Source organism: Shimia sp. R10_1 (assembly GCF_017744095.1).
Taxonomy (GTDB): domain Bacteria; phylum Pseudomonadota; class Alphaproteobacteria; order Rhodobacterales; family Rhodobacteraceae; genus Shimia.
Window position 1 is genome coordinate 147,390 of the sequence record NZ_JAGHQX010000004.1, and the last position, 16,371, is coordinate 163,760.

A 16,371-nucleotide genomic window follows, 5' to 3' on the forward strand; every position below is an offset into this window, starting at 1 on the left:
ACTTTGGCAAAGGACACAGGGTCGCGCATGTCAGCAGATCTGACTCAACGCATGAAAGCCGAAGCTTTGGAAATGGGCTTTGATCTGGCACGGGTGTGCCGGCCTGATGCTGTGCGTCATGTGGGTGCGGATCTGGCTGGTTTTTTGGCCAAAGGCTATCACGGGCAGATGAAATGGCTGGGAGAGCGCACCCATTGGCGGGGGGATCCCAGCGTTTTGTGGCCGGAGGCGCGATCTGTGATCATGCTGGGGGAAAGCTATACGCCCACACATGATCCCACAGAGGTGCATGCCCACCCTGACCGTGCCGCCATTTCGGTTTATGCGCAAAACAAGGACTACCACGATACCGTTAAAAAGCGGCTGAAGCGGCTGGCGCGCTGGCTGATTGCGGAGACAGATCCAGAGGTGCAAGTGAAGGTGTTTGTGGACACTGCGCCCGTGCCGGAGAAACCTTTGGGGCAGGCGGCGGGGCTGGGCTGGCAGGGCAAACACACCAATCTGGTGAGCCGGGATCTGGGCTCTTGGTTTTTTATTGGCTCGGTGTTCACCACTGCGGTGTTGGATATCGACACAGCGGAAGTGGATCACTGTGGCTCTTGCCGAGCGTGTCTGGATGCATGCCCGACCAATGCCTTTCCTGCGCCTCACAAGATCGACGCACGGCGGTGCATTTCCTATCTGACCATTGAATCGCATGGGCCGGTGGATGAGGCGTTGCGTCCGCTGCTTGGCAATCGGATTTATGGCTGCGACGATTGTCTGGCCGCCTGTCCGTGGAACAAATTTGCCCAAGATGCGCGGGAAATGAAGTATCACGCGCGAGAAGAACTGAAGGCGCCGAAGCTTGCAGAGCTCGTGCAATTTGATGATGCGGGGTTCCGGGCGTTTTTTTCCGGCTCTCCGATCAAACGGATTGGGCGCAACCGGTTTGTGCGCAATGTGCTTTATGCAATCGGCAATTCAGAAGATGCGGATTTATGCGCGGTTGTGGCGCCGTTGTTGCAGGATGCGGATGAAACCGTGGCGGATGCGGCACGCTGGGCCATGGGGCGTTTGCGCAAAGATGAGTTCCAGACAGATTTCGGGAAATTGTGATGGTCGCGGCCTTTGCCGCGTAACCTTCTTTTAGCGGAATCATGGTCCTTTCCGAGCAATGTTTCGATCATAGAGGAAGGATCGCGGATGCGCGTTTCGAAATGTCTACTTTCGTTGGCTGTGGCGGCTGTTGTTGCCCCGGCCGCTTATGCGGAAGCTGTTAAGCTGACCACTCTGGAGTGGCCGCCTTATGTCATGGCGGATGGCAGTGGCGCCAGCTCTGAGGCTGTGATCAGCACGTTTGCCGCGGCGGGTGACACGGCAACGGTGCAAGTGTTCCCCTGGAACCGCGCGGTGAATCTGGCGGCCAAAGATCCTGCCTGGATTGGCGTGTATCCTGAGTATTACGACAGCACGGCGGATGCGGAAGCGTCTGGGGACCGCTGCCTGTATTCCGCTTCGTTTGGCAAAAGTCCTGTGGGTTTTGTCCACCGTTCGGACAATGCATTTGACTGGAGCGGTCATGGCGATCTGAGCGCTTATAAAATTGGTGTGGTTCAGGGATACCTGAATGAAGAAACCTTTGACGCGATGGTGGCCGATGGCCGTCTGAAAGTGGACGCAGGGCCGACCGATGCGAGTAATTTGAGCAAAGTGGCTGCGGGGCGGATTGATGCGGCGGTGATTGATCGCAACGTGTTTGAGCATCTGATTGCGACAGAGGCCAGCCTTGCGGACCATGCCGGCGCTTTGACGTTCCATGCTGTGCCTCTGGCGGAGCATGACCTGCATGTGTGCTTTGAAAACAGCGATGCCGGACGCGCGGCGCGGGATCGGTTCAACGGGTCGCTGTAAGGCCTGCTGCAGGTGATCTGAAGAGCCCCGTACATCTGAAGGTGTGCGGGGTTTTTCTTTGCCTGCGTGCGGTGCTGTCAGGAAGTGTTGATCTCTCTTGCGCAGGGTTTGGGCAGCTTTGGCCACACCTGCCCGAAAGGATCGCGCGATGTTTGAGAGATCACCGAATTTGGACATGCCCTTTATTCAGCCGTCGCAGGCCCAGAAGCATGTCACCCACAATGAGGCACTGGAATATCTGGATGCCTTGGTGGGTTTGTCGGTGAAAGCCTTTGATGCGGTGGATCCGCCTGTTGGCGCAGCTGAGGGAGAGCGCTACGCGCTGGGGGTTGGCGCAAGCGGGGATTGGGCCGGGCAAGACGGGATGCTGGCGGTCTGGGCCAATGGCGGCTGGCTGTATCTCGCCCCGCAAGAAGGATGGCGCGCCTTTGGTGAGGCGGAGCAGGCGTTGCGGATTTATCGTGGCGGGCAATGGGCCGGGTTGTCGTTTGACCAGTTGGGGCTTGGGGCCACGCCGGATGCGGTGAACCGTTTGTCTGTGGCGGCGGAGGCCACGCTGTTGTCGCACAATGGGGCAGGGCATCAGCTGAAGCTGAATAAGGCATCCGCTGGCGAGACTGCATCGCTGTTGTTTCAATCCAATTGGACGGGCCATGCGGAGATGGGGCTGGCCGGTGAAAACGACTGGTCGATCAAAGTTTCGCCGGATGGGAGCAATTGGACGACGGCGCTTAAGGTTGCGGCGGCGACGGGGCATTTGAGTGGGAGCGCGGTGCAGGCGGATGCGCTGGACGCCACTGAGGGACGGCTTTTGACGGTGGGTGGCTTTGGGCTTGGAAGCGGTGCAGCACCGGAGGTAACGGATCTGGATGTGGCAGTTTCAGGTGGCATAGTCTCTGTTGATGCCGACACAGCTGCCAATGTGCCGACAGGGATGAGCGGGCGGCACGCGGTTTTGGTGGCGAAATCCGAAGCGGGTGGCGGGTTTCAGATGCTGTGTGAACAAAAGAGCGATGGGGCGCTTTACCTGCGGCGGCTTGATGGCGGCGTTTGGGGCGCGTGGCAGCGGCTTTGGGATAGTGGGTCTCTGGTGGGCACGGTGTCAGAGAGCGGCGGAGTGCCAACCGGTGCAGTGATCGAGCAGGGCAGCAATACAAATGGCGCTTTCACCAAATGGGCGGATGGGACGATGATCTGCGCGCAGGCGCTTGATCTGAGCTTTGATGCGGTGCATCGGCTGGCCGCTGACTGGAATTATCCGGCGGTTTTTGCCATGCCACCGGTGGTGACTGCGACGCTGGATGGGGATGATCTGGCAAGCAATGCGACACCGGTTGCAAGTGAGGTCGGTGCCGTGGGGATGGAAGCGGTGGGCGCAAGTTCTGCGCGGGCCGCGTTGCACAGGATCAGTGGGCTCACGGATTTTGCGGCTGCAGACAGTGCGCGGGTCTATCTGAGTGCGCAGGGGCGGTGGTTTTAAGCAAAAGCCCCGACGCATGGCCGGGGCTCTGAACTCTTAACCTGCGCGTTTGGGCAGGACCCAATCGGGGCGGGCGAAGTGGCAGGTATAGCCGCCTTTGTTTTTCTCCAGATAATCCTGATGATACTCTTCGGCTTCCCAGAAATCGCTGACTGGCGTGACTTCGGTGACGACTTTGCCGGGCCAGAGACCGGAGGCTTCGACGTCTTTGATGGTGTCGATCGCCATCTCTTTCTGCGCGTCATCCACATAGAAGATCGCAGAGCGGTAGGAGGTGCCAATGTCATTGCCCTGACGGTTCACCGTGGTCGGGTCATGGATCTGGAAGAAGAACTCCAGCAGCTTGCGGAAAGAGGTCTTGGCCGGATCGAATGTGATTTCGATGGCTTCGGCATGGGTGCCGTGATCTTTGTAGGTCGCATTGGGGACATCGCCGCCGGTGTAGCCTACGCGGGTGGCCAGAACCCCGTCCATTTTGCGGATCAGGTCTTCCATACCCCAGAAGCAGCCACCTGCCAGTACTGCGCGTTCGCTCATTGGTCGATCTCCTTTACTTGGTCGAGATAGGCGCCATAGCCTTCGGCCTCCATATCGTCGCGGTGCACGAAACGCAAAGAGGCGGAGTTGATGCAGTAGCGCAGGCCGCCACGGTCGCGGGGACCGTCAGGGAAGACATGGCCCAGATGGCTGTCGCCGTGTTTGGAGCGCACCTCGGTGCGGATCATGCCGTGGGTGGCGTCGTGATGTTCGGTGACAAAGGCCGCTTCCACCGGTTTGGTGAAGCTGGGCCAGCCGCAGCCGCTTTCATATTTGTCAGAGCTGACAAAGAGTGGCTCGCCAGAAACCACATCGACATAGAGGCCGGGCTCTTTGTTGTAGAGCAGTTTGCCCGAGCCGGGGCGCTCTGTGCCGTTTTCTTGGGTGACCCAGTGTTGTTCGTCTGTCAGGGCCGCGATGGCGTCCATATCCCGTTTATAGGTGGTCATTGGCCACTCCTTCCCTTGCCGCGCGTCAGGGCGCAGCGCATGTTCTGTCCCCTTGGAATATGGGAGATACGGGGGGGATGAAAAGGGGGATCACGCCAGCGTCATCACACAGGTCGCTGGCGTGGCGCTTTGGGGGCTAGGCGTTGGCGGCGCTGAGCGCTGTGTCAAGCAAGCCTTTGATCTGAGATTTTGACGTTCCAGCGACGATGCGGCCAAGCTCCTGATCGCCTTTCAGCACCACAAGTGTAGAGCGGCGCGGGATCTTGAGGCTCTTGGTCAGCTCTGCCTTGCGGTAGGTGTCCCAGTCGACCTTGATAAAGGTGATGGTTTCGCCATAGGCAGGGTTTTCGTCGATCAGTTCGTTGACCACACGCTCTTGCGTGGCGCAGGTGGCGCACCATGTGGCGGAGAAATCAAGGAACACGATGTCCCCTTTGGCGAGGTGTTGTTTCACGAGGCCGGGGGTGTAGTCGGTGGCGGCGCGGGCGGCAAAAGGGGCCAGTAGCGCAGCGGCGGAGGCGGTCAGAAATGTACGGCGGTGCATGAAATACTCCTTTGGTTAAACAGATACAGACAAGTCGACGAGCCATGCGGGCATGACACTGAGCAGCCAGCCTTCGATCACGTGATGCAGATTGAAGAAGAGCGCGAGACCTGTTGCGAGAAAGATGGCGCCCATGATGGGGCGTGATTTGGCTGCGATGGCGCGCATGGTGGCCTGATGGCGGCCTATGGTTGAACGCGCGCCATAGCCAAGCCCAAGGATCAGGGTGGAGACACCGGCAGCGAAAGCCACCATGATCAGCGCAGCAAAGCCGAGATTTTCGCCCTGACTGGCCAAAGAGATGGCGCCGCCCAAGGTGGGACCGATACAGGGCGACCAGACGGCCCCCAGCAGCAAGCCGCCAAGGAACTGACCGCGCAGAGTGGTGTGATCCACGCTGTTCATACCGCTGTCGGCCTTGGCAGCGACGCCAGCTGTTGCGGTGGAAAACGCCATGGAAAAGCGCGGGATCAGCAGGATTGCGCCAAATACAATCATCAGTACTGCGCCTGCTTGCGACAGGCTTTCGGGGGTGAGACCTATGGCGTAGCCAAAGGTGGTGACAGCCATGCCGAGCACAACAAAGCTGATGCTCATGCCCAAGGCCAGGGCCGCTGGGCCATGTTTTGAGGCCTGCAGTGCGGTGGCCAGCACAATCGGCAGCACCGGGATCACGCAGGGGTTGATTAAGGTCAGCAGACCAGCGGCATATGCAAACACAAACTCCATGGCGTTGTTTTGCCAAGGTGCTGGCGTGCTGTCATGTCAAACCCTGCTAACGGGTGATCACGTGGTCGTGTTGATTTGTTTCGTTTGCTTGGAAATCTGCACGGCCAAAATACCCGCGCAGATCACCGCCACGCCGATCAGATCGGTGAGTTGCAGGGTTTCTCCAAGCACAACAGCGGCGATTGCGACGCCAAAGAATGGGTTGAGGAAGTGAAAGGTGGAGGCTTTGACCGCACCGATGCGGCCGACAAGCGAAAACCAGATCCATGTCGCCAGAAGTCCGGGCACCAAAACGGTATAGGCAAAGGCGGCGATCATGACAGGGTTCCAGTTGAACACCCAAGTTTCAAACAGGAGTGAGGCAAAGAAAAGTGTGATGGAGCCGACAAACATCTGTAGTCCCACGATCATCAGCACGTTGCCCTCGCCAGAGGCATTGCGCACAGTGAGCGTGGCGATGGCGAGGGCCAGCGCAGCGATGACACAAAGCAGCACGCCAAAGAGATCCACACCTTGTTGCAGGCGCCCTGCCATGATGAGGATCACCCCCCCAAATCCAACCACGAGACCAAGCGCGGCCATTGGGGGCAGGCGCTCACCCATCACCGACCAGCCAAGAAGCGCCACGATCAGCGGCATGGTGGAGGCAATGATGGAGGCAAGCGAGGCTTCCACTGTGGTCATGGCGGTGAAGTTCAGGCCCAGATAGAGCGCATTTTGGCACAGACCGAAAATCAGGATGGCACGCCATTGGGCCGCGCTCAGATGCCAGCTCTGACCGAGCGCGCGGGCGATCAGCACTCCGATTGCGCCGGCAAGCGCAAACCGCAGGGAGGAGATCGCCAAAGGAGGGGCATCCGCCACAATGATACGGGCTGATGTGAAAGCAGATGACCAGATCAGAGCGAACAAAAGCCCCATGCCTATTGCGCGAAAATCCATCCTGCTCGTCTCAACCTATTGTAATTTGTTTTGGTTTTTCCGATGTAACCGCAACTTAGGTTTGATCGCAATCAACCTTTGCTCACATGGATCAAGAGCGGATGCGGCTTTGCCTGCAGGCTGTCGCGTGCGTAGGGTAGAGTGGCGGGCCTTTGACAAGGGGCATTGGAATGACGCTTAAGGATGAGAGAGTGAGTGATTTGAAGCCATTGCCTGCGCAGGCCGGGACGTTTTTTCAGACCCACAGGTGGTCGATATTGCTGGCGCTGTTGGTGGCGTTGATCTTGCTTGATGGGTTTGAGGACCGTGTGCATTGGGCGGATTCTGCGGGCCTTTGGGGGTTGAGCGCGTTGTTTGTGGGGATCGTCGGCGCGACCGGGCACAACACGGTGTTGCGCATTGCCATGGGCGTGCCTGTGGTGGCGTGGATCCTGCTGATCGTGCTGCATGAGTTCTGGGGGGTGAAAGCGGATGGCTTACTTGCCGCTTTGGCCGGGATATTGCTGTTTGGCGCGATGATCACCAGTTTCTGGCAGTTGATCGGGCCCGTGCATTCAGAATATGAGCGACTGTCCAGCGGTGTGTTTGGCTATCTGTTGATGGCGATGCTTTGGGGGGTGATCTACTGGCGGATTGAGGCGGCGCATCCGGGTGCATTCAACCTGCCACCGGATGTGCAGGGGGAGCGTGCCCCCTTTGTGTATTTCTCGATGATCACCATGACGACCGTTGGCTATGGCGAGATGACTCCGGCGGCGAGCTTGCCGCGGGTGCTGACGGGGCTGCAGGCGATTGTGGGCACGATGTTTGTGGCGATTTTCATCGGTCGCATTGTGGGGCGTCTGAAATGAGCGCTGTGCAGGCTCAGATCAGTTGGGTGTATACCGACGCGCTCGCGCCTTGCGTGCGGTTCTATCGTGATACGCTCGGGCTGAAAGTCGTGCGGGATGCGGGCAGCGCGATGATTTTTGAAACGGGGCCCGGTGCGCAGATCGGTGTTTGTGAGACCTTTGAGGGGCGGGTGGTGCAGTCTGAAGGCAGTATGATCACCCTTGTTGTCGTGGATCCTGCTCGCGTGGATCAGGCTTATGCGCGGCTCAAGGCGGCGCAGGCTGATCTGCGAGGACCACCGGAAGAGATCGCGCGTTTCGGCATCTATGGGTTTTTCTGCTGCGATCCAAATGGCTACCAGATCGAGGTGCAGTGTTTTTTGTAGCACTGCGCTCGCGCCTGTTGTGTTGCGCCATGGCGTTTCGGGTTCTTCCGAATTTGTGATAAACTGCCGACATTGGTTTGAGAGATTGGGAGCGGGACGATGGGGAAGCATCTTGTCCTGACGGTGCATGGTGTGGGCGAACAGAAGCCCAGTGAAACCGTGGATCAGGTGGTGGGCGCTGCAACAACCTGGGTGGATGGCAAAAGAAAGCCAGCGGTGGTGGTGAAGCGCAGCATGATTGAGCTGGCGGAAAATCACTTTAACGGCAGCAGCAGAAATGCACAGTTGTTCCCTGTGCATCTGCGGCATGTGACAGAGCCGGGCAATGACGAGGACGTGGCGCTGTTTGCTGAGGTGTTCTGGGCGGATCGCTCACCTGCGCCCAAAGGGGTGATCAACACGATTTTTGACTTGATCTGGGTTGTTCTGGCGCTGGGCTATCTGGCGATGGACAATGTGGAGCAGACCCACCGGCGCAAAGGGGTCGCGGCAGGTGCCGCTGGGGAACGCGACACGGTGCCTGCGCGGATTGTGCATCTGTTTACGTGGTTCTTCTTTGGCGGGCTGGCGACGTTGAACGTCTACCTGCTCTTGGGGTCCGCCTTTGCGTTTTTGGACCAGCTGTTTCCGGCAGAAAAGTGGGGTACCACCAAAGAGCTGTATCAGTTCTTGGGACTGTTCGCGCTTTATGGTGGCTTTGTTTGGATGGGGCTGGCGCGTTGGCATAAGGCGCCAACCTATCTGCGTCGTGTTTTCTGGCGTGGGATTTCTATCGTTGGCGGGGCCCTATTGTTCCTTTTGGTGACGGGCCCACAATTCATGGGCTTGTGGCACATTGGCTGGTTTGTGCCACAAGAAGCGCTTTCGGCCATGTCTGAGGCGGAAAAAGATCCGATGGCGCAGTTTGTGGGCGTACAGATCGCCGTTTTGGGATTGTTATGGGCAGTCCAGTGCCTGCTGACCGTTTTGATGCTGGTCACGTCCACCACCGCGCCTGAGATTGGAGACAAGATCGCAGGGCATCGGCGGCTTTATCCTGCGATTTGTGCGGGGATGATGGTGCTTTGGATGTTCTTTATTTCAGGGCTATGGCTGAGTTACCAAAAGATCGTTTTCAGTGTGCCTGCACTTACAACCTCTGAGATGAGATCACTTTTGGCCGTGCATCTGATTGAAGCCATCAATTCGGTGAGCGTGGTTTTTGTTGCTGTGGTTCTGCTGTGTGTTGTCGGCGTGGCGCTGTTTATTCTGCGCAAGGTGCATGCGCATGAGCTGTATCAACAGGGCGATGGTTTGCGCCGTGCCATTCTGAACAGGTGGGCGCAGCGGGTGTTCTGGCTGAGTGCAATTATTTTGGCGTTGATGGCTGCGCGTGCTGTGCTGATGGCGACTCTGAAGTATGATCCGCTGTGCAGCATGGACGTGAGCGCAGACCGCAAAACCTGTAACGCGCTGGGCGATGGACTTGAGTGGCTGGCAGAATATGAGGGCCAAATCGGTTTGTTTGTCGTGGGTGCGATTGCACTGCTCTATCGGTTTTCAGCCTTTGTGGCGGCGGGGCTTGGTGTGGCGCGCGATATCGTGACCTACGCCATTCGTGACCGCTGTGCATTGGATTGGGATCTTGCTGCACGCAAGGCGAACTATCCGCCGCGTGATGCGATTGAGGAGCGGTTTTTCCGCACCCTCTATTATGCGACGCAGGTGTTTTCGCCTGATCGGATCACGGTAATTTCGCATTCTCAGGGCACGGTGGTGGCCACGCGCATGCTGGCCGATCCCCGGGTGCAGAAACGGATTGCTGGGAAGCCAGTTACGCTGGTGACAATGGGGTCGCCGGTGACGCATATCTATCAGACCTATTTTCCTGAGCTGTTCACTGTGGACGCGGCCGCGCTGAATGCGCGTTGGTTCAATATCTTCCGTCATGATGATTTTGTGGGCACGAAGATCGAGGGGGGGCTGATTTCCGAGGATTGCAATATCCCGGTCTCTCCGGGCGGGCATTCAGGCTACTTTACGGATTATGAAGTCTGGAAAGCATTGTCCGGGTCCAAGATACGCTTTGCCCTGTTTGGAGATTGGGAGGAGGATTCTAAAGCTGCTTCCTCACCTGCGGCCGCTGCGCCGACGTCTTAGTAGTGAATTGCGCCACAGATCCCGCATTCTTTCCTGTCTGGCTTCCCCACGGCGCGCATTCTGTTTAAAGGTGCCACAAACAGGAGCCTGCGCATGTCGATGAATAGCTTTGGACACCTTTTTCGCGTCACCACTTGGGGCGAGAGCCACGGGCCTGCATTGGGCGCAACGGTGGATGGATGCCCCCCCGGTGTGCCGGTGGATGAGGCCATGTTGCAGCATTGGCTGGACAAGCGCCGCCCCGGCCAGAACAAAAACACCACACAGCGCAATGAGCCGGATGCGGTGAAAATTCTTTCGGGTGTGTTTGAAGGCAAAACCACAGGCACGTCGATCCAGTTGATGATCGAAAACACCGATCAGCGCAGTCGTGATTATGGTGAGATCAGTCAGACCTTTCGGCCCGGTCATGCCGATATCACCTATCACCTGAAATACGGCAATCGCGACTATCGTGGAGGCGGGCGCAGCTCGGCGCGCGAAACTGCGGCACGTGTCGCCGCTGGCGGGATTGCGCGTGAAGCGATCAAGGCGTTGGTGCCCGGCCTCGAGATCAAAGGCTATATGACCAAGATGGGCGCGATGGAGATTGATCGCGATGCCTTTGACTGGGATGCGATTGACGGCAATGATTTCTGGATCCCGCAGGGCAAAGAGGTTGCGCAGCAGTGGGAAGACTATCTGCAAGCGCTGCGCAAAGAGCATGACAGCGTGGGTGGTGTGATCGAAGTTGTGGCGCGCAATGTGCCAGCCGGGATTGGCGCGCCGATTTACAGCAAGCTTGATACGGATCTGGCGGCTGCGATGATGTCCATCAACGCTGTGAAAGGTGTGGAGATTGGCGAAGGCATGGCTGCGGCTGGGCTGAAAGGCTCAGAAAACGCGGATGAGATCTTCATGGGCAATGATGGCCAGCCTGTCTATTCCTCCAACCATGCAGGCGGTATTCTGGGCGGGATTTCCACAGGGCAGGATGTGGTGGTGCGTTTTGCGGTCAAGCCGACCAGCTCTATCCTTACCCCGCGCAAGTCGATCCGGCTGGATGGGAGCCCAACCGAGGTGATCACCAAGGGGCGGCATGACCCTTGTGTGGGCATTCGCGCGGTGCCTGTGGGAGAGGCCATGATGGCTTGTGTCATTCTGGATCATCTGCTGCTTCATCGGGGTCAGGTCGGGGAAAATCAGGGCAAGATTGGCTGATGCTGGACTTGGCGGAACTGGAAGCACTGCGCGGATCATTGCGCGATGTTGCCGCTGTGCGGATGGCCAAAGACAGTGCGCATGATCTGGCGCATCTGGATCGTGTCTGGGCCCTTGTGCAACGTATTGCGCTGGCTGAAGGGGAGGTCGATCTGAAGATCCTGCTTGGCGCGGCGTATTTGCATGATTTGGTGAACCTGCCCAAGAATGCGCCGAGCCGCTCCAAGGCGAGCACTTTGGCGGCTGCGGCCGCGGCGCCTGTTTTGAGTGAGCTGGGGTATGACAGGCGGCAAGTGGCCGCGGCGCAGCATGCGATTGCGGCGCATAGCTTTTCGGCTGGGATTGCGCCCAAATCCAAAGAAGCACGGATTTTGCGGGATGCGGACAGGCTGGATGCGCTGGGGATGATTGGGATTGCCCGCACTTTTGCCGTCAGCGGTGCGTTGGGGACAGATTTGTATGATCCCAATGATCCGTTTGCCACCGCGCGGGATCTGGATGATGCGGCCTTTGCGCTGGATCATTGGCCGGTCAAATTGTTCCGGCTGCAGGCAGATATGTTGACCGAAGCAGGCAAGGCGATCGCGCGGGAGCGGGTGGCGAACATGCGTCGGTTTGCCGAGGTTCTGGCTGGCGAGTTGGGCTCGGATCTGCCGGACAGTTGGGCGTGAGGTTTAACCCTGTGGGGTGATCCCGGGACGGGCTTTGCCGCGTTTGATGCCCAATTGGCGTTCGCGCCAGATGATCAGCACCCCGGCAAGGATCACAACTGTTGCGCCAATGAGCATTTGCTTGGTTGGGATCTCAGCAAACCAGACGTAGCCAATCAGCAAGGCAAACAGCATCGCCACATAATCAAAAGGCGCTACGACTGAGGCGGGTGCAAACCTGTAGCAAGACGTCAGCAGGATCTGTGCGAACCCCCCAATCAGCCCGGCAATGGTGAGCATTGCAGCCTGCTCCCATGAGGGGACCACCCAGCCAAATGGCAGTGTCAGAAGCGAAAGACCGGTTGCCGTAAGCGAGAAATAGAACACGATCGCGGAGGTTTGATCGGTTTGCACGAGTTTGCGGATGTGGATTTGCGCCAACGCCCGAAAGACAGCGGAGCCAAGCACAAGCATAACACCGAGGCTGGCCAGGGCTGAGGCCTGATCCGCATCAAAGAAGGTGATACGCGGCCAAAGCACGATGGTGACACCAATCAGGCCCAGACCCACAGCAGAGAGGCGGAAGGCGCGCACCTCCTCGCCAAGAAACATTGCGGCAAAGATCACCGTGAGCAGCGGCGCTGCAAAGCCGATGGCGGTGACTTCGGGCAGGGGCAGCAGGCCAAGAGCGGCAAAATTCATGGCCATGGCGGTGGTGCCGATCACCCCGCGCCAAACGTGCCCCATGCCGTTTTGAACACGCAGGCCCTGAGGCAGCTCGCGGCGATAGATCAGCCAACCAAAGATCACAAACAGCGCAAAGAACGAGCGAAAGAAAACGGCTTGCCCGGCTGGGACATCAGATGCGGTGGCTTTGATCAGCGCTGCCATCACAGAAAACAGCGCGATGGCGCTGACTTTCAGTGCGATGCCTTTGAGGGGGTTCATGCAAGCGGTCCTGCGCTGACTTTGGGTGCGGCAACACTGGACTGGAGGGCCAGAGATGGCAAGGTGTGGCCTGAAAACAAAACAGAGGCCCGAGGGCCTCTGTCTCAATCATGGGTGCGTGTGTTTAGGAACGCACAAGCTTTTCGTAAGATTCCGCGATGTCGCGGGTGATGTCGCCCACCTCAAAAGTGTAGTCGCCAATCTGGCCCACTGGGGTCACTTCGGCGGCGGTGCCGGTCAGCCAGCATTGCTCAAAATCGGCCAGCTCTTCGGGCATGATGTGACGCTCAATCACGTTGATGCCTTTGTCTTTCAGCATGCCGATCACGGTCTGACGGGTGATGCCGTTGAGGAAGCAATCCGGCGTCGGTGTGTGCACTTCGCCGTCTTTCACAAAGAAGATGTTTGCGCCGGTCGCCTCCGCCACATAGCCGCGGTAGTCCATGAAAAGCGCGTCGGAGCAGCCCTTGGCTTCGGCTTTGTGCTTGGAGATGGTGCAGATCATGTAGAGACCTGCCGCCTTGGCATGCACTGGGATGGTTTCCGGGCTCGGACGTTTCCACTCGGCAATATCAAGCTTGGCACCCTGCATCTTTGCGTCGCCATAGTAGGCGCCCCATGGCCAAACGGCGATCGCCACACGCACCGGGTTCGCTGCAGATGCGACACCCATGTCATCGCCGGAGCCACGCCACACAACAACACGTACATAGGCGTCTTGCAGGCCGGATTTCTTGAGCGTTTCCTGTTTTGCCGCTTCCAGTTCCTCCAGAGAGATCGGCATTGGCATGTCCAATGCCTCTGCGCTTTTGAAGAGGCGCTCGTTGTGCTCAACGCTTTTGAAGATTTTGCCGTTATATGCACGCTCGCCTTCAAAAACGGAGCTCGCGTAATGGAGGGCGTGGCTCAGGACGTGGACCTTGGCCTCGCGCCAGTCCACAAATTCGCCATCCATCCAGATGACGCCGTCGCGATCGTCATATGCACCTGCCATGGTTGTTCCTTTCGCCTTTCAAAGCATGTTCAAATTTCCGAATGTTGCGCGTGAAATGGCCGAAATGGTCATAAAGTTGCGCAAATCCTGGGATTCGCTACCAGTTAGCTCTTGGAGTGTCAACAAAGCTGACGTATTGTGACGTGGAAAGCGGTCAATTGTGATCTCAGGAGGTATCATGGGCGAGGGCATCCGCAGCGAAAATTTGCTGTATCTTACGGACGAACAGCTGCGTCAGGGTATCGAAGCGATGTACTTCGCCTATCGTGGATTTACTGCGGATCCTGATCGGATCCTTGAAAGCATGGCGTATGGGCGCGCGCATCATCGGGCGATTCACTTTATCAATCGCGCGCCGGGCACCACGGTGACCAATCTGCTGGCCATTCTTGGGGTGACGAAGCAATCGCTGAACCGTGTTCTGCGTACGCTCATCGAAGATGGGCTGGTGGAAAGCCGTGTGGGTACTTCAGATCGGCGTGAGCGCAACCTCTACTTAACGGAGACAGGAGTCGCGCTGGAAAATCGGTTGTCAGATTCGCAGCGCAACCGCATGCGTAGCGCGTTTCGTGATGCCGGACCGGAGGCCGTTGCGGGCTTTCGTCGCGTGCTTGAGTCAATGATGGACGGCGAGTTGCGTCGGCAGTATTTGTCTTTGCGAGAGACGGGCCAGTAAGGAAACCAGATCATGAATGAGATTGCCCCGCACTTGCTGATTGTGGATGACGATGAGCGCATCCGGACGCTGCTGCGTAAGTTTCTGATGCGACATGGGTTTCTGGTGACGGCGGCACGGGATGCTGATCATGCACGGCGGATCCTTTCGGGGCTTGATTTCGACTTGCTGGTGCTTGACGTGATGATGCCGGGCGAAGATGGCGTAAGCCTGACCAAAGGCATTCGCGAAACCTCTGAGACCCCGGTGCTGTTGTTGACGGCGAAGGGAGAAACAGAGGATCGGATCGCTGGGCTGGAAGCGGGGGCAGATGATTATCTGGCCAAACCGTTTGAGCCCAAGGAACTGTTGCTGCGCATCAACGCTATTTTGCGGCGCATGCCTGAGGTTGACGAGGCGGCGACGGTGCCCAAGGTGCTGCATCTTGGCGGCATTCGGTATGACATTGATCGCGGGGAAATGTGGCAGGGCGAAGAGCCTGTGCGCCTGACCGCGACCGAAAGTCACCTGATGCGGATCTTTTCCAAAACGCCGGGTGAGCCAATCAGCCGGGGCACTTTGGTCGAAGAGCTGGGGCGCGACAAAGGTCAGGCGCAGGAGCGCGCGGTCGATGTGCAGATCACCCGTTTGCGGCGCAAGATTGAAGAAGACCCTAAACAGCCGCGCTATCTGCAGACGGTGCGTGGCGCAGGGTATATGCTGGCGCCAGATTGAGGCGTTTCCAAATTAGATTTTTGCCTTCGGCGGGGATATTTATAGCAAGAGGAAGCGGGCAGCGATGACAACAGCATTGTTTGGCCATGACAGTTCGTTGCGCCATGTGACGCCGAACGGGCATCCGGAGCAGGTGGCGCGTGTGGAACGCATCATGGCGGGGCTCGCGGCACCGCAATTTGCCGGGTTGGATCGGCGTGATGCGCCAGAGTGTTCTGATGCGGATATTTTGCTCTGTCACCCACAAGCCCATTTGGATGCAATCACCGCAGCTGAGCCTGAGAGTGGCACGGTGGCGCTGGACGGCGATACACATATGTCGCCAGGGTCCACTATGGCTGCGCGCCATGCGGTCGGGGGCTGTGTTGCTGCGGTGGATGCTGTGCTTGCGGGCGAGGTGGGCAATGCCTTTGTGGCCTGTCGTCCGCCGGGGCATCATGCGGAGAAAGCCACACCTATGGGGTTTTGCCTGTTTGGCACTGCCGCCATCGCGGCGAAACATGCGCTGGAACGTCATGGGCTCAGCCGTGTGGCGGTGGTGGATTTTGATGTCCACCATGGCAATGGCACGCAGGATCTGTTGTGGAACGAGTCCCGTAGCCTGTTTATCGGCAGTCACCAGAACCCTTTGTGGCCCGGTACGGGGCTGCCAGAAGAGACCGGTGGGCATTACAACGTGATGAACCTGCCTTTGCCGCCGCACAGCGATGGGCGCCTGATGCGGGCCACGTATGAGGCTGAGGTGTTTCCGGCGCTTGCGCGGTTTAAGCCGGAGCTGGTGATCATTTCGGCAGGGTTTGATGCGCATGCAGATGATCCGCTGGCGCAGCTCAACTGGCGTGAGGATGATTTCGTTTGGCTGACGGAGCGGCTCTGTGATGTGGCGGATGCCTCTGCAGGTGGTCGGGTGGTCTCGACTTTGGAAGGGGGATATGATCTGAACGCGCTTGCGGCCTCGGTGGCTGCGCATGTCAGCGTTTTGATGGAGAGAGCCGGATGAGTGACACCCCTGTGCAAGAGATGAGCTTTGAAGCGGCCATGCGGGAGCTGGAGCAGGTTGTGGGCCAGTTGGAGCGCGGTGACGTCGAGCTGGAGAAATCCATCGCGCTGTATGAGCGTGGTGCGGCCCTGAAAGCGCGGTGTGAGGCCAAGCTGAAAGAAGCGGAAGAAAAAGTCGCGGCGATCACTTTGGATGGCAACGGTAACCCGGCTGGTTTGACCCCGGTTGAGGGCATGTGAGGCGATTGCGCCTGTGATTAA

Annotated in this window: 19 protein-coding genes; 12 read left to right on the plus strand and 7 right to left on the minus strand. The window is 58.2% G+C overall.

The features are described 5' to 3' along the window. Positions 1-27 precede the first annotated feature (27 nt). The 3 genes from queG to J7413_RS09640 all read left to right on the plus strand — a co-directional run bounded on the left by queG (position 28) and on the right by J7413_RS09640 (position 3,373). Positions 28-1,098, plus strand: a complete 1,071-nt coding sequence (gene queG, locus J7413_RS09630; protein WP_209098045.1) for a tRNA epoxyqueuosine(34) reductase QueG — start codon at positions 28-30, stop codon at positions 1,096-1,098. A gap of 87 nt (positions 1,099-1,185) precedes the next feature. After that, the gene (locus tag J7413_RS09635; protein WP_209097866.1) at positions 1,186-1,893 is read left to right on the plus strand and encodes a transporter substrate-binding domain-containing protein; all 708 of its coding nucleotides are present in this window, start codon (positions 1,186-1,188) and stop codon (positions 1,891-1,893) included. A 148-nt stretch (positions 1,894-2,041) separates the two neighbouring features. Next, entirely contained in the window at positions 2,042-3,373 is a 1,332-nt protein-coding gene (locus tag J7413_RS09640) for a DUF2793 domain-containing protein (RefSeq protein WP_209097867.1), read from the plus strand. Between the two features lie 36 nt (positions 3,374-3,409). On the opposite strand, the gene msrA is transcribed toward J7413_RS09640, so the two are convergent. The 5 genes from msrA to J7413_RS09665 form a co-directional block, all read right to left on the minus strand. Continuing rightward, on the minus strand, positions 3,410-3,910 hold the full coding sequence (gene msrA, locus J7413_RS09645) for a peptide-methionine (S)-S-oxide reductase MsrA (RefSeq protein ID WP_209097868.1): 501 nt from the start codon (positions 3,908-3,910) through the stop codon (positions 3,410-3,412). Next, a complete protein-coding gene (msrB, locus tag J7413_RS09650) occupies positions 3,907-4,359 on the minus strand; it encodes a peptide-methionine (R)-S-oxide reductase MsrB (protein ID WP_209097869.1) in 453 nt (150 codons plus the stop codon). The genes msrA and msrB overlap by 4 nt, the downstream gene beginning before the upstream one ends. A gap of 136 nt (positions 4,360-4,495) precedes the next feature. Then, the gene (locus J7413_RS09655; protein WP_209097870.1) at positions 4,496-4,903 is read right to left on the minus strand and encodes a thioredoxin family protein; all 408 of its coding nucleotides are present in this window, start codon (positions 4,901-4,903) and stop codon (positions 4,496-4,498) included. Between the two features lie 15 nt (positions 4,904-4,918). Further along, positions 4,919-5,632 (minus strand): cytochrome c biogenesis CcdA family protein, encoded by a 714-nt coding sequence (locus J7413_RS09660; protein ID WP_209097871.1) that lies wholly within the window; start codon positions 5,630-5,632, stop codon positions 4,919-4,921. Positions 5,633-5,689: 57 nt separating this feature from the next. Next, the gene (locus J7413_RS09665) at positions 5,690-6,574 is read right to left on the minus strand and encodes a DMT family transporter (protein WP_209097872.1); all 885 of its coding nucleotides are present in this window, start codon (positions 6,572-6,574) and stop codon (positions 5,690-5,692) included. A gap of 191 nt (positions 6,575-6,765) precedes the next feature. On the opposite strand from J7413_RS09665, the gene J7413_RS09670 reads away from it, so the two are divergent. The 5 genes from J7413_RS09670 to J7413_RS09690 all read left to right on the plus strand — a co-directional run bounded on the left by J7413_RS09670 (position 6,766) and on the right by J7413_RS09690 (position 11,800). Continuing rightward, positions 6,766-7,425: a potassium channel family protein gene (locus J7413_RS09670; RefSeq protein WP_209097873.1), complete on the plus strand. Its 660-nt coding sequence runs from the start codon at positions 6,766-6,768 to the stop codon at positions 7,423-7,425. Continuing rightward, a complete protein-coding gene (locus J7413_RS09675) occupies positions 7,422-7,790 on the plus strand; it encodes a VOC family protein (protein WP_209097874.1) in 369 nt (122 codons plus the stop codon). The genes J7413_RS09670 and J7413_RS09675 overlap by 4 nt, the downstream gene beginning before the upstream one ends. A 99-nt stretch (positions 7,791-7,889) precedes the next feature. Next, entirely contained in the window at positions 7,890-9,929 is a 2,040-nt protein-coding gene (locus tag J7413_RS09680) for a hypothetical protein (RefSeq protein WP_209097875.1), read from the plus strand. A 93-nt stretch (positions 9,930-10,022) separates the two neighbouring features. Continuing rightward, positions 10,023-11,129, plus strand: a complete 1,107-nt coding sequence (gene aroC, locus J7413_RS09685) for a chorismate synthase (RefSeq protein WP_209097876.1) — start codon at positions 10,023-10,025, stop codon at positions 11,127-11,129. Continuing rightward, complete coding sequence (locus J7413_RS09690) at positions 11,129-11,800, plus strand: HD domain-containing protein (RefSeq protein WP_209097877.1); 672 nt, start codon at positions 11,129-11,131, stop codon at positions 11,798-11,800. The genes aroC and J7413_RS09690 overlap by 1 nt, the downstream gene beginning before the upstream one ends. Before the next feature lie 3 nt (positions 11,801-11,803). Here J7413_RS09690 and J7413_RS09695 read toward each other — a convergent pair whose 3' ends face one another. Both J7413_RS09695 and J7413_RS09700 read right to left on the minus strand, forming a co-directional pair. After that, positions 11,804-12,727, minus strand: coding sequence for a DMT family transporter (locus J7413_RS09695; protein WP_209097878.1), 924 nt, complete (start codon positions 12,725-12,727; stop codon positions 11,804-11,806). 124 nt (positions 12,728-12,851) lie between these two features. Then, complete coding sequence (locus tag J7413_RS09700; RefSeq protein ID WP_209097879.1) at positions 12,852-13,721, minus strand: branched-chain amino acid aminotransferase; 870 nt, start codon at positions 13,719-13,721, stop codon at positions 12,852-12,854. 178 nt (positions 13,722-13,899) lie between these two features. On the opposite strand from J7413_RS09700, the gene J7413_RS09705 reads away from it, so the two are divergent. The 4 genes from J7413_RS09705 (at position 13,900) to J7413_RS09720 (ending at position 16,350) form a co-directional block, all read left to right on the plus strand. Beyond that, positions 13,900-14,397 carry a MarR family transcriptional regulator gene (locus J7413_RS09705; RefSeq protein ID WP_209097880.1) on the plus strand — a complete coding sequence of 166 codons (498 nt, stop codon included), beginning with the start codon at positions 13,900-13,902 and terminating at the stop codon, positions 14,395-14,397. Positions 14,398-14,409: 12 nt separating this feature from the next. After that, entirely contained in the window at positions 14,410-15,111 is a 702-nt protein-coding gene (locus J7413_RS09710) for a response regulator (protein ID WP_209097881.1), read from the plus strand. A gap of 64 nt (positions 15,112-15,175) precedes the next feature. After that, on the plus strand, positions 15,176-16,111 hold the full coding sequence (locus tag J7413_RS09715) for a histone deacetylase family protein (protein WP_209097882.1): 936 nt from the start codon (positions 15,176-15,178) through the stop codon (positions 16,109-16,111). After that, positions 16,108-16,350 carry an exodeoxyribonuclease VII small subunit gene (locus tag J7413_RS09720; RefSeq protein WP_209097883.1) on the plus strand — a complete coding sequence of 81 codons (243 nt, stop codon included), beginning with the start codon at positions 16,108-16,110 and terminating at the stop codon, positions 16,348-16,350. The genes J7413_RS09715 and J7413_RS09720 overlap by 4 nt, the downstream gene beginning before the upstream one ends. Positions 16,351-16,371 lie beyond the last annotated feature (21 nt).